The organism is Clostridium autoethanogenum DSM 10061 (genome assembly GCF_001484725.1).
In the GTDB taxonomy this organism is placed as follows: domain Bacteria; phylum Bacillota; class Clostridia; order Clostridiales; family Clostridiaceae; genus Clostridium_B; species Clostridium_B ljungdahlii.
This window is the reverse complement of record NZ_CP012395.1, coordinates 1,215,794-1,229,819: the sequence shown is the minus strand read 5'-3', so window position 1 is coordinate 1,229,819 and position 14,026 is coordinate 1,215,794. Positions and strand designations below refer to the sequence as shown.

The following is a 14,026-nucleotide window of genomic DNA, read 5'->3' as shown; positions in this document are numbered from 1 at the left end:
GTTCTAACTAAAAAATCAACTTATACGTAGGCATATTTTTACAATAATGAAGCTCTTTTAAATATTTTGCATATAAGACTTAGAAAAAAATTTCTTGAAAAATCTAGAACTTTTGAATTGTTTGAGGTACGAGTTTTCAAAAGTTCTCAGTATTTTTCAAAATTTTTTACTTAGCCTTATCAAAATATTTAATGAGCTGAAGGTTGTAAAAAATATCCCGTAGCATAAGTTGATTTTTCGTTTAGAAACTCTATATTTATTTCAGGTAATTTCTAATTTTGATTATTTTTCCGTCTTTTATATATACCCTTGGAACTCTTCTACTTATGGAGCAGAGTATTTCATAACTTATAGTTCCAATTGTTTTAGCTATATCTTCCGCATCAAATTTCAATCCGTTTTTTTCACCCATGAGTATTACTTCATCGCCTACATTTACTTCACCTGCATCTGTAACATCTATCATGCACTGATCCATACAGATGTTACCAACTACTGGTGCAAATTTACCATTGACTATTACTTTTGCCTTTCCTGAAAGCATTCTAGTATAGCCATCTGCATATCCTATTGGAAGTGTAGCTATTACACTTTTTCTTTCAGATTTGAACTTCCTTCCATAGCCAACGTATTTTCCAGCTTCTAATGTCTTTACATAAGCTACTTTAGCTTTTAAACTCATTACAGGTTTTATGCTTAGATCATTTCTATCTACGTCATCTGAAGGGTAATATCCATAAATTATTATTCCTGGTCTAACTGCATCACAATAAGTGTCTTGTAATTCCATTATAGCTGCACTATTTGCAATATCTCTCATGCTTATTTTTATCTTTCTATTTATGAGCTCATTGTAAAATGTTTTGTACTTTTCAAATTGTTCCTGTGAATATGTTTTGTCTTTTTCATCTGAAGTGGAAAAATGAGAAAATAAGCTTTGTATTTCTATATTTGGAAGTTTGCTTATGTTGTATATTTCTTCTATGCTATTTTCATTTGGCTGGAATCCTATTCTTCCCATTCCAGTATCTACTGCAACGTGTATTTTTGCAGTTTTCCATTTATTTTTAGCTACTTTTGATAATTTACTTGCATATTCATAAGAAGGCACCACTGGCTCTACATTATAATCTATTATGTCATTCAAAAAAGTATCTGGGACTATGCCAAGTATCATTATGGGAGCTTTAATTCCATTTTCTCTAAGTTCTATTGCTTCATCTAACTCAGATACGGCCAATCTATTTACTCCATTTTCTAATAAAACTTGTGATACTTCTAAAGCTCCATGGCCATAGGCATTAGCTTTAACAACACCTATCAGTCCTTTATTATTACCAACTTTCAGCTTTATTTGACGTATATTATATACAAGATTGTCTAAATTAATTTCTTCCCATACAGGTCTGTAATCTTTAAACAAAACACATTCTCCTTTCGATATTGATAGATATTATCCACTCAACAATAATGTATAATTAAAAATTAAGAGTTAAGAATTAATAGTTATAGATGATTATTAATTCTTAACTTAAATATAATTTTCAATTAGTAAAAATTTATTGATGTCTATGAATGTAATTTCAAATTAGAGTGAATATTGAATTACTTTATCCAATAGTTGGGTAAAGGACATATCAATTCCACGAGCACTCTTAGGAAATAGGCTATTTTTTGTAAGGCCTGGTAAAGTGTTTAGTTCAAGTACATAAGGAATACCATTTTCAACTATTATATCTACCCTTGCATAACTTTTGCATTTGAGAACTTCCCAGCATTGAACACATATTTTTTCAACTTTTTCCTGAAGGGATTTTTCAAGTTCTACAACTATTTCATCAGAACCACCATCTGCATATTTTGCAGTATAGTCAAAGAATTCTGCATTAGGCTTTATTGCAATTACAGGAAGAGTTTTACCTTTTAACATACAGCATGTTATTTCATCTCCCTGTATATATTTTTCAATAACAACTTCAGTGTCATAATCTAGAGCTAACTTTACATTATTTTCAATATCTTCTTTTTTCTTAACTATATTAGTAGCAACACTTGAACCACCACAGTTAGGTTTTACAACTACAGGATAGCCTATTTCATCCAATTTATCATAATCAATTTCTTCTATAGATTTAACACAAATCCATTTGGCAGTATTTATGTCTGCAGATTTTAACACTTTTTTACTCATGTCTTTGTCCATGCAAATGGCACTTGTCAAAGGTCCGCATCCTGAGTAAGGTATATCCATGGTTTCAAGTACTGATTGTATAGTACCATCTTCACCAAATTTACCGTGAAGTGCAATAAAGGCAAAATCTATATCTTTTACTTTTTCAAGAACATCTCTCTTTTTATCTATAACAATGGGTACAACTTCATATTTATTTTTATCTAAGCAGTTTACTATTTCTTTACCTGAATTTAGTGAAACCTCTCTTTCAGAAGATATTCCACCCATTATAACTCCTATTTTCATGTTAATTCCTCCACTGAACTTGTTATTTAATATTTTTCAATTACTATGTCTAATATTTATTTTATACATTTTCCATATAAAATAAAGAACCACAGGATAACTAGTTTATCCTAAATGTGGCTTTATGGATAGGGAAGAATATTAAGTTAAAAGTAAAGTAAAAAATCTTTGAGAACAGAAAATGTTACTGTTGACATCTTTAAATTTCGCTGTTATAATGTAAATCACAAGTTAACAAAATTTAATATTAACTTATCAAGAGAGGTGGAGGGACTGGCCCTATGAAGCCCGGCAACCAATGCTATTTTTAATAGTATAGTGGTGCTAATTCCTGCAGCATAAGCTGGAAGATGAGAGGATCATTGAGATTTTTAGCTCGAGGTTGTTCCTCGAGCTTTATTTGATTTTGAATTGAAAATATGATATGAAAATTTTATATCTCAGCTTAATGCTTAGAAATTGTCTATTATTTTATAATTGGAGGGAATCAAAATGAAAAAATTAATTACAGTTATTTTATCGTTAACATTGATCTTGGCATTAGCTGGATGTGGTGCGCAAAGCAGTACAAGTTCTTCAAGCAGTAGTAAAGGTGATGACAAAAAAGTAATAAAAGTAGGGGCATCTCCACAGCCTCATGCCGAAATACTAGAAAAGGTAAAACCTATACTAAAGAAACAAGGATACGATTTACAAATAGTTCAGTTTACAGATTATGTAACACCTAATAAGGCTTTGGATTCAGGAGATATAGATGCAAACTTTTTTCAACATATTCCATATTTAAATGAATTCAATAAAAAGAATAATACAAATTTAGATTATGTAGCAAAAGTACATCTTGAACCTATGGGGGTTTATTCTAATAAAATCAAGAGTTTAAAAGACTTGAAAAATGGTGCTGAAATTGCAATACCAAATGATCCTACAAATGGCGCAAGAGCATTAAAGTTATTGGCTCATGAAGGAATTATAAAAGTAAAGAGTGGAGATCTTATTTCAAAATTAGATATAACTGAAAACAAGAAAAACTTAAAATTCCAGGAACTCGATGCACCACAACTCCCAAGAACTTTAACAGAAGTAGATGCGGCAGTTATAAATACAAACTATGCACTTCAAGCAAAGTTAAATCCACTTAAAGATGCTATTGCCATAGAATCTAAGGATTCACCTTATGCTAATGTAATTGCTGTTAAAAAAGAAAATAAAGACAAACCTTATATTAAGGCATTAGCAAAGGCTGTTAACGATCCATCAATTAAGAAGTTTATACAGGAAAAATATAATGGAAGCATAGTTCCAGCATTTTAGAAAATAAAGTTGTAAGTAAAAAGTTGACATATACAGCGGAGTATGTTGCTAAATTTCACTACTATAAAAAAATTTTAAAATGTAGCTTCAATTTTGGCAGCATATTCACATTGTATAAGTTCAAATTTTACTTAAAAATACTATATATAGTAATCTAACTTGAAATAAGCTTATACGTATAGATATTTTTACAATAAATAGGCGCATTTAAATATTTTCTACTAAGATTTGCCAAAATATTTAATCGTGCTTGTGGTTGTAAAAATGTCAGAAGTGTAAGTTTATTTTTTAGTTATGAATAATACATATTTTGGATTTTTAGTTTAGGATTTGTTAGAGTAAATTATTTATGTTGAATAATTTTCATATAATAATTAATATTTAATTGATAAATGTGTCTTTATATCCAGTAATAAAAAACATTAATTCTATAACAAAATTATAAAACTGGTAGAAATAATTAAGAACAATATGAGTTAATATCATACAATATAATGTGAAGAACTTTTATGGAGAATTATGTATGAAACAAAATAAAATAATTTCAAATGACTCCACAAATTACAATTTAGTTGAGGATAGTTTTAAACATAACTGTTATGGCTGGTATGCTTATTTGTATAAATATTTGTATCTTTGTTGTTATTTACACTGTTGTCCATATAAAGTACCTGCTTATTGGAATCCATTTTTTTATAAATATGGCTTGCATATGAATGATGGAATGATACAAGAACGCTATTATGAACCTCCAAATAATGATATGCACCTTGTTATAAATTCTAATAATATAAAAAAGTTATCTAAACACTTTCGGAAAACTACTGATTTAACTAATTTTAAAGGTAATAAAGTTATAAACTTAAATGGATTAGCTAATTTAAATATATCTGGCAGTTCCCAATTCTCTGAAAATAGTCTTATATTAATTAAACAATCCCTAGGTGATGCTATGCCAATAATTATAGTTGACTTAAGACAAGAATCACATGGATTTATTAACGGTATAGTGATAAGTTGGTCAGGTAACAGAAACAAAGCTAATAAAGGCTTGACTAAAGAAGAAGTTTTATTTGATGAAAATACGAGATTACAAAGCATCTTATTAAACAAACCACTATATATTGGTGATAAAATATTAATACCGAAAAAAGTTGAAGATGAAGAAAAATTAGTTCAAAGCTATGGTATGTCATATATGCGTATACCAGTAACAGATAAAGAAAAGCCTACTAATGACATGGTTGATTATTTTATAAAATTCGTTAAGTCATTGTCAAAAAATACTTGGCTACATTTTCATTGTAAAGGTGGAGTAGGAAGAACAGGTACTTTTATGGTAATGTATGATATAATGAAAAACGCTAAAAATGTTAGTCTCCAAAATATAATGGATAGACAGGTCTTACTAGGAGGAAAAAACTTACTTAGAGATGAACTATACCTAATGAACCGATCCAAACAAAGAGCTAAATTAATAGAAAGATTTTATATATATTGTGTTGAAAATGATGACAACTTTAAAACTACATGGTCACAATGGATTAGAACTTAGTGGTATATTCTAAAAAACAGGCAGTCCAAATTTAAGATGAAATTGGACTGCCTGCTGATGATAGACAAAATAAGAATATTGTGTGTTAATTGTCTTATTATAAAGATAGTATTGGAAATAGCTTGTTTTTATAGTAAAAGTCTGCTTGATATATTGTTGGTATTACTATAAACCTGATTCTTTGAATTGACTTTCTGCTTTATCAGTTAATTTGTGAAGAGGCTTTTTTAAGACAGAAATAATCAAAAATGCACCTGCAAAAGCCATTAAAGTGAGGAAATCCTTATACACATTACTCCAAATAGGTCCTGCTATAGCTTCCCTGAATCCATTTATAGCATATGTAAAAGGCCAAAGAGGTTCTAGTACTCCAAATATTTGAGGCAAGGTTTTTACAGGATAAAGTCCTCCTGCCCCTGCAATTTGAAAGACCATTATTATAACTGCAGCGGCTTTTCCAATGTTACCCATAATAGATACTAATGTAACTATAATAATAGTGAAAGTAAAGCTGCAGGTAAATGCAAATCCCATCATAAGCCATAAATTTTCTGGCTTTATCCCTACTATATATATGTCTCCTAAAGTTATAATGGTAGTTTGTATAATTGATATTATTAAAAATAGAAGTAATTTGGCAAAGTATTTATGTAACAATTTCACATTTTCTCCACTTTCGAGATCTTTACATTTTAGTGTTAGCATGGAGCATAACAACAAAGCTCCCACCCATATTGCAAGAGTAGTATAAAAAGGCGTTATTCCATATCCAAAAAGACCTGAATTATATAGTTCAACATTTTTCAATTCAATAGGTGATGATATAAAATCTGATATTTTATTAGGATCTTTTTCCATTATATTTATTATTGAAGTTAAGTTTTCATCGTTTAAGTCCTTCATTTTATCACTTAATTTGTTTAAGTTATTTTGAATATCTATTAGCTTTTTACTTAACCTATCTCTTTGATTAACTAAATTTTTACTGCTTGATATTCCTGAGTTTGCCATAAGATTTAATTCGGGTACCAATTGCCCAGTTGCATTAAGTATTGAATCAATACTATCTAAATTGGATGTCAATGTGTCTGATAATAAATTCATGGATTCATATGTTCCTGAATAAAAGATATTTGATATATTGCTTATATCTTCTGATGATTCACTACTTAATGATGAAAGTTCATATATAACTTGATTAATACTATCTTGTGAAGAGTTGCTATTTATTAAATTCTTTAACTCAGCCAAATAATTGTTTTCAGTGCTTAACGAATTTCTTAGGGACTTCAATGAGTTTATAAGATCACTTGTTATATTAGTATTTATAAATCCATTTATCTCATTTAGAATTTTAATATCAGTATCTATACTATCTATTAAAGAATTATTCAAATTACTCATATTTTCTATAATACTTGCAGCTGAACTTTTGCCAGCATCCATATTATTTATATTTTGCAGGCTGTTAAGCAAAAGTTGAACTTGATTTTCTTTTGATTCAATTTCATTTATATCTTTATTCAAATCACTTTGCATAGAATTTAGAGATTCTTTGGTAGATAAAGTCAGTGTTCTACTTTGTTCTACAATATTATGAAGACTAGTTATCTCTTTGGACAATTTTGGCAAATCTGTTTGAACTCCACTTAGATATTGCTGCAGACTTTTGGAGTTGGAATTTTCCTGTGACATATTACCTTTTATATCATTTAAGGTAGATATTGCTTGAGGTAAAGCATCCTTTAATTGTAAAATTTGAGGCTTGTCTGTTTCAAGCTTTTTACCTGTAGAGTTTAGCATTTTAAGAGCTTCCATGTTTACGGATTTTGTAAGAGAACTTTTTATAGTATCTGCTAAGGAATCTTTAGCTGAATCTGTAATTTTAGTGGCTATTCCATTTAGCTTTTCATTAGATTTATAGATTATACTAGGCTTTTCAGGTGATGCTGTAATTAAAGTGGAAAGTTTGCTGGAAAAGTCAGCAGGTATCTCTATAAGTGAATAATATTTTCCTGAATTAAGATTATAATTTCCCTGCCAGTCATCTATAAAAATCCAATTTATAGAATTATTTTTCTTTAAATTTTTAACTATTTCATTTCCAACATTTAAATTTTTACCGTTAATAGTTGTACCGCTGTCATTGTTTACTACACCTATAGGCATTCTATTTGTATTGGCATAAGGATTCCATGAGGCTTTAATGCTAATCCAAGCATAAAGAGATGGAAGGACGCACAATAATAAAATTAAAGCAAGCACTGATGGAGTTTTTATTATATTTTTAAAATCTCTTTTTAATAGTTTGAATATTACCTTCAATGTATTTCCTCCTAAAATTAATATTGTTTTAGGCATTTTCTTTCAAATGCTTTAATCTCCTATACCAGATTGTGAAAGCTTGGCTCTAAACTTATAGATTTTATTTTGCAAAGGTTTCTTTAAAAATATACCTAATAGTATAAAACACATTGAAATTAAAATCATAAACGTAAAATCCATAACTACAGTACTTATAAGAGGTCCTGCGATAGCTTCTCTGAATCCACTTACTGAATAGGTAAATGGAAATAAAGGCTGCATTATTCTAAAAATAAGTGAATCAAGCTGTATTGGATAGGTTGCTCCACTTCCTGCTATTTGAGTTATAAGCCAAACAATGGATATAGCCTTCCCCAAGTTACCAAACATAGAAACAAGGGTGTATGTTATTACAGTAAAAGTAAAAGATGAAACTAGAGCTACCATTATCATTAAAAATGTATTTACCATTTGGACATTTAGCAAAAGTTTATCCCCAATAGCAACTATAAATCCCTGTGCTAATGCAAAAACTATAAAGGTACTCATTTTACCAAGATACCTTTCTTTAAAGCTCAATCTTTCATCACCTTTAAATCTATCTGCATCTGTTTTAAAAATGGATACAAGAATAATAGATCCAATCCAGATTGAAAGTGTAGTATAAGCTGGAGCCATGGAAGATCCAAAGTTTGAAATAGTGTATATATTTTGTTCCTTCACATTAAATGGGCTTGATGCAAGGCTACCCATAAAATCAGGGTTATTTTGCAATATGGTGATTATCTGTATTATGTCATTATTAGTTACTAGTTTAAGTTTATCTGCTAAATTGTTAATAATATCCTTAAATTCCAATAATCTGTTGTTTAGTTTGCTGGATGAATTTGCTGTCAGCTCACTTCCGTTTATTAACGCATCTAAGGAATTATCTCCATGGGAAGTAAGATCTTGTATAGATTTTAAAACAGAAGAAGCTTTATCTGTGGACTCAACAAGTTCAGCCGCCGTGGAATTTAAGCTTTTTCTTACCTGCCCATTGTATGCATTGGTTTCATCTATTAATTGCTGATTTAAATTTGCAGTGTCATTTGTTATTGAATTAATCAAATCCCTATTTATTTCATTTGAACTTTCAAGTTGTTTTTGGATATCGTTTATTTTCTTTTTCTCTGTATTTAATGAATCCCTAGTATTTTTTAATGAATTTATAAGTTCTGATGTACTGTCATCGTTTTTAAAATTATTAAATTTTTCAAGAATGTTAATGGTTGAATTGATTTTATTATATAATATATCTATCTCATAATTGATTTTAGTTACAGTGGTATCTATATTTGAATACTTGGAATTTGAAACTACTGAATTAAAATTTAAGATCGAATTTTGAATCCTATATATATCAGTCTTTGAGGTATTTAAATTAAATGCAATGTTATCAAAGGTATTGTTCATGGAAGACTGAAGGGATAGCACAGATGAATTGTTTGTGTCATTACCATTTTCTAAAGTAGTTATTCTTGAATTTATCATAGGAATACCTGATTTAATTTGAGAAAGCGTTGAATTAAAATCATTTGAATCATCACTTATGCCTCCAAGAACATCTGTTATAACATCCATATTGTCACTTAATTTTATTATTGCATCCTTCAAATTTATAATGTTTTGTTTATCATTTTCTGCATTTTTACCAAAAATGTTCAAAGAAAAAAATATAGTTTGATTTACTGTATATATAAAATTTGATTTTATTTGTTCTGCTAGCGTGTTTCTTGCTGCATCAGTTATTTTAAGAGCTACAGGACTATTTTTTGTATTCACTTTATAAATGATCTCAGCTTTTTTAGGAGTATTTGATGTTATGCTTGTAATATTCCTTGAGAAATCTTCTGGAATCTTTATCATGGCATAGTATGTACCATCTATGATACCCATATCCGCGTTTCTAGCGTTTACAAATTTCCAGCCTATTTTATGGTTATCTTTTAATTTTTCTACGATTTCATTTCCTGTATTTAAATTTTTTCCGTTAAAGTTCGTACCCTTGTCCTCATTAACTATGGCTACAGGAATGCTGCTTGTATTTCCATAAGGATCCCAACATGCTTTTATATTGACCCATGCATAGAGAGATGGAAGTATGCATACACCTGCAACAATCAACATTGTCATTTTATTTTTAACAATACTTTTCATATCTCTTTTAAAAACTTGTATAATATTTCTTAGCATATATGAATCCTCCTAAAATAAATATCTAAAATAAATATATGGAAAATTATTCTCAATAATGAAATTATATAATATTTAAATATTAACTGACTAGTCAGTATTATTGAAACATTTTTTTTACTATATGTCAATAACTTATTTATTAATATTATTCTTTATTTATTAGTAAAATTGTGCAAGAATATATTTGAGGTGAAACTTGTTATGTTTTCGGAACTTAAGATAAATAAAGATAGGCTTGTATATATACAGCTAAAAGATTATATTAAAGATATGATACTTAAGGGTATGCTTAGAAGTGGAGAAAAACTTCCTTCCACAAGAGAGATGGCTTCAATGCTAAAAATAAGCAGAAATAGTGTAATGTATGCTTATGAATTTTTGCAAGATGAAGGATTTGTATACATGAAAAAAGGAAGAGGTACCTTTGTATCGGATGTAAAAGTAGATTTTCAGGAAAAGTGGAGTATAGATTGGGAAGACAAAATAAATCAATATGGAAAACTTTCCGAAAGATTAGATATAATAAAACATGAAGCAAAATGGGAAAAAGGAATGATATCCTTTAAAAGTATAGCTCCTGATGAAAAACTTTTTAATGTAGATGAATTTAAAAAAGCTTTTTTAAATCGTATGTCCATAGAAGGAGAAAAAGTGTTGAATTATGGGTATGCTAAAGGTTATAGACCCCTTATTCAATATTTACTTAAATATATGGAAAGTAAAGGAGTTTGTACAAAAGAAAAGGATATACTCATAACAAATGGATTTACAGAAGGATTTGATTTAATATTATCTTGTCTTACGGAAAGGGGAGATAATATACTGTGTGAAAATCCAACTCATAATACTGCAATTAAAATTATGAAACTACATGGACTCAATATAACTGGAGTAAAAGTTGAAAAAGATGGAGTATGTTTAAAAGATCTTAGTGAAGAGCTTAGCAAAAATAAATTTAAGATATCATATTTTATTCCATCCTATCAAAACCCTACAGGTATTGTCATGCCTCCTGAAAATAGGGTGAAATTGTATAATATACTTAAAAGTTATAATGTCCCTATAATTGAAGATGGATTTAATGAAGAGCTTAGGTATTCAGGAACACATGTATCACCTATAGCTGCGTTTAGCGGTAGTGGAAATAGTATTATATATATAGGAAGCTTTTCAAAGGTATTATTTCCTGGAATAAGGATAGGATGGATACTTGCGGATAAAGTGCTTATAAACTATTTAGAGAGTTATAAAAGGGCTAGAAATATTCACACATCTTCTTTGGATCAGGCAATTTTTTGTGATTACTTAAATCAGGGAAATTTTGAAAAGTACATAAAGAAAGCTCGAAGAGTATATAAGGAAAAATATGAATTTACCTTAAAGTGTGCAAGAGAGTATATTCCTTGCGAAGAGATATTGGGTGAGGGTGGTATGCATATATTTATAAAGCTAAAGCATATAAATTCCAGGCAGCTTTTAGAAAGGTGCTGTAAGAGAGGAGTAATATTTACTCCTGGTGATGTATTTTATGTAAATGATGAGGGATATGATACTTTTAGGCTTGGATTTTCAAGGGTCAGTGAAGAAGATATAAAAAAAGGAATTATGATAATAGGCCAGGAGGCTAAAAAAATAGGAGGATGGACTTGATGAAAAAGATATCGGAAAAAACACTGTATAAAGGAAAGTGGATTCAATTACAGGAAATAACTTATAAGGGAAAAAATAATGAGGACTTAAAGTGGGAAAGAATAAAGAGAACCAATACTACAAATACAGTAGTAATAATTAGCAAACTTGTACCATCCAATAAGTATATATTTATCAAACAATACAGAGCTGCTATAGATAAATACGTTATTGGATTTCCAGCAGGTCTTGTAGAAGGAGATGACATAGGTGAAAATGCACTACGAGAGTTAGAAGAAGAAACTGGATATAAGGGAGAAGTAAAGTCAATGAGTCCTTTGCTTTATTCAAATCCTGCGCTTTTAACAGATAAAGTTACATTAGCAAGGGTTGATATATATGAAGATTTAATTGAAAATCAAATTCCTATACAGAAGTTGGAGCCAGAGGAAGATATACAGGTAATTGCACTTCACAGAGAAGAACTTAAAGACTTTTTAATTAAAGAACAGGCAAGTGGAACTGCTATAGGAATGGGTGTATGGTATGTTTTTTATGGATTAAACTAACAAGAATGTTTTTGTATTTGGTTGAATAATAATTGTTAGTATGATATATTTTTAACAAGGAAGTGTGAAAATTAAAAAATTAGAATTGAAGGTGTAATTTATGGAGGATTGGCTTTTTAAAAAAGATGAATACGTTCCCGAAGGGGATAAAGATAAATTTATAGATAAAAGTATATTTTCTATATTACATCTATTATCCCTTATTAAAAGAAACAATAAAGTAAATAATAGCTTTATGTACAATTTAAATCCTATGTTAAAACTTTCCTTTACTATCCTAAATATATTATTTTTATCATTGTCTAAAAATTTTACCTATATAATGCTTGTAGATGTTTATTTTCTACTAATTCTAAGTTTTTTGGATGTTCAAGATATAAAAAGGATACTGCTTTTAAGCATTTCTATTCCATTTTTTACATTTATAATGCTCATACCTTCCATACTTATGGGGAACATTAGAAATAGTGAAATGCTTTTACTAAAAGTAGCTGGTACTATAATTTCAATAAATGTTTTATCTTATACAACTAAATGGCATGATATAACTAAGGCACTAAAGATGTTTTTTATACCAGACATATTTATTTTGGTATTTGACATAACTTTAAAATACATTTATATATTGGGTGAATTTTCTTTGGACATGTTTTATGCACTAAAACTTAGATCTATCGGAAGAAATAGTAAAAAGTATTCTTCTATTTCAAAGATAATTGGAAGTTTATTTTTAAAATCAAAAGAAATGGGAGATGAAATGTATTGTGCTATGGAATGCAGGGGATTTACAGGAGAGTATGTGTCTCACAAAAAATTTAAATTTAAGTTTTTTGATCTAATATATTTAATAGTTAATGTACTTATCATAACTATGTATTTTTACATATCTAGGGTGGGATTAAGATGATAAAAATTGAGGGCGCTTTTTTTAAATATAAAAATAATGAAGTATTAAAAGATATAAATGTAACTATAGAACAAGGAGAATCCATAGCACTTATAGGTGCAAATGGAAGCGGTAAATCTACCTTCTTAAAATTATTAAATGGAGTGGTATTTCCCACAAAAGGAAATTACTATTTTGGTGATGTGAAAATATGCAAAAATGAATTGGAAAAAGGTAATTTCTCAAAGAAGTTCCATAAAAAAGTAGGGTTTGTATTCCAAAACTCCGATGCACAACTTTTTTGCTCTAGTGTATACGAGGAAGTTGCTTTTGGACCAAGGCAAATGGGAATGGATGAAGATGAAGTAAATAAAAGGGTAAATGACTGTCTAGAACTTTTAAATGTGAAAGATTTAGAAAACAGGGAGCCTTATAACATAAGTGGGGGAGAAAAAAAGAGAGTGGCTATAGCTGCTGTACTTGCTCTCAATCCTGAAGTTCTGGTTTTAGATGAACCTATGAGTGGAATAGACCCTAAGGGAAAGAAATTCTTAAATGATCTTTTTATCAAATTAAATAAAGCAGGGAAAACTATAATATGTTCAACACATGATTTTGAATATGTTAATGGACTTTTTAAACGAGTTCTTGTATTTTCTGAAGATCATCATATAATAAGGGATGACTCTTACAACAAAGTAATGGAAGATACTGAATTTTTGGTGAAATATAATATCAAATAGTGTTATTAACTGTAAAACTTTAGAATTGCATGAAATTTTTATTTGCTTTATGTAATATATTGGACATTTCAAGTTGACATAAAACTCTAATTATAATAAACTTAGAGTATAAATTAAATAGAAGACTCAGGTGCCTTTATAGGTGAAAAGGGAATACGGTTAAACTCCGTAGCAGCCCCCGCTACTGTATGTGATGATGAACTTTAGTTACCACTCGTAAAAGAGGAAGGTTAAAGTAAATATGAATCATAAGCCAGGAGACCTGCCTGATTGTTATTATATGCTTTCGGAGGGAGAGAAACTTTTAGT

General features: G+C 29.1%; 10 protein-coding genes and 2 riboswitches. Of the genes, 6 read left to right on the top strand and 4 right to left on the bottom strand.

Going from position 1 to position 14,026, the window contains the following annotated elements; all coding sequences use genetic code 11:
- Positions 1-256: 256 nt before the first annotated feature.
- Positions 257-1,423 (bottom strand): alanine racemase, encoded by a 1,167-nt coding sequence (alr, locus tag CLAU_RS05425; RefSeq protein WP_013239842.1) that lies wholly within the window; start codon positions 1,421-1,423, stop codon positions 257-259.
- 165 nt (positions 1,424-1,588) lie between these two features.
- Positions 1,589-2,479, bottom strand: coding sequence for a D-alanine--D-alanine ligase (locus tag CLAU_RS05420; protein WP_013239841.1), 891 nt, complete (start codon positions 2,477-2,479; stop codon positions 1,589-1,591).
- Positions 2,480-2,728: 249 nt separating this feature from the next.
- A riboswitch (SAM riboswitch) is annotated at positions 2,729-2,836 on the top strand.
- Between the two features lie 135 nt (positions 2,837-2,971).
- Here CLAU_RS05420 and CLAU_RS05415 point away from each other — a divergent pair.
- Positions 2,972-3,793 carry a MetQ/NlpA family ABC transporter substrate-binding protein gene (locus CLAU_RS05415; protein WP_013239840.1) on the top strand — a complete coding sequence of 274 codons (822 nt, stop codon included), beginning with the start codon at positions 2,972-2,974 and terminating at the stop codon, positions 3,791-3,793.
- Positions 3,794-4,316: 523 nt separating this feature from the next.
- Positions 4,317-5,348, top strand: a complete 1,032-nt coding sequence (locus tag CLAU_RS05410) for a phosphatase domain-containing putative toxin (protein WP_013239839.1) — start codon at positions 4,317-4,319, stop codon at positions 5,346-5,348.
- A gap of 165 nt (positions 5,349-5,513) precedes the next feature.
- Here CLAU_RS05410 and CLAU_RS05405 read toward each other — a convergent pair whose 3' ends face one another.
- On the bottom strand, positions 5,514-7,673 hold the full coding sequence (locus CLAU_RS05405) for a YhgE/Pip domain-containing protein (RefSeq protein WP_013239838.1): 2,160 nt from the start codon (positions 7,671-7,673) through the stop codon (positions 5,514-5,516).
- Between the two features lie 51 nt (positions 7,674-7,724).
- Positions 7,725-9,887 carry a YhgE/Pip domain-containing protein gene (locus CLAU_RS05400; protein WP_013239837.1) on the bottom strand — a complete coding sequence of 721 codons (2,163 nt, stop codon included), beginning with the start codon at positions 9,885-9,887 and terminating at the stop codon, positions 7,725-7,727.
- A gap of 204 nt (positions 9,888-10,091) precedes the next feature.
- Between CLAU_RS05400 and pdxR the strand changes: the two genes are divergently transcribed.
- From pdxR to CLAU_RS05380, 4 genes are all read left to right on the top strand, one after another.
- On the top strand, positions 10,092-11,540 hold the full coding sequence (gene pdxR / locus CLAU_RS05395; RefSeq protein ID WP_023162157.1) for a MocR-like pyridoxine biosynthesis transcription factor PdxR: 1,449 nt from the start codon (positions 10,092-10,094) through the stop codon (positions 11,538-11,540).
- Positions 11,540-12,088, top strand: coding sequence for an NUDIX domain-containing protein (locus CLAU_RS05390; protein WP_023162156.1), 549 nt, complete (start codon positions 11,540-11,542; stop codon positions 12,086-12,088). The genes pdxR and CLAU_RS05390 overlap by 1 nt, the downstream gene beginning before the upstream one ends.
- Positions 12,089-12,188: 100 nt before the next feature.
- Positions 12,189-12,995, top strand: coding sequence for an energy-coupling factor transporter transmembrane component T family protein (locus tag CLAU_RS05385; RefSeq protein WP_023162155.1), 807 nt, complete (start codon positions 12,189-12,191; stop codon positions 12,993-12,995).
- A complete protein-coding gene (locus CLAU_RS05380; RefSeq protein ID WP_023162154.1) occupies positions 12,992-13,717 on the top strand; it encodes an energy-coupling factor ABC transporter ATP-binding protein in 726 nt (241 codons plus the stop codon). Before CLAU_RS05385 ends, CLAU_RS05380 begins: the two co-directional genes overlap by 4 nt.
- A 111-nt stretch (positions 13,718-13,828) precedes the next feature.
- Positions 13,829-14,001: riboswitch (cobalamin riboswitch) on the top strand.
- Positions 14,002-14,026 lie beyond the last annotated feature (25 nt).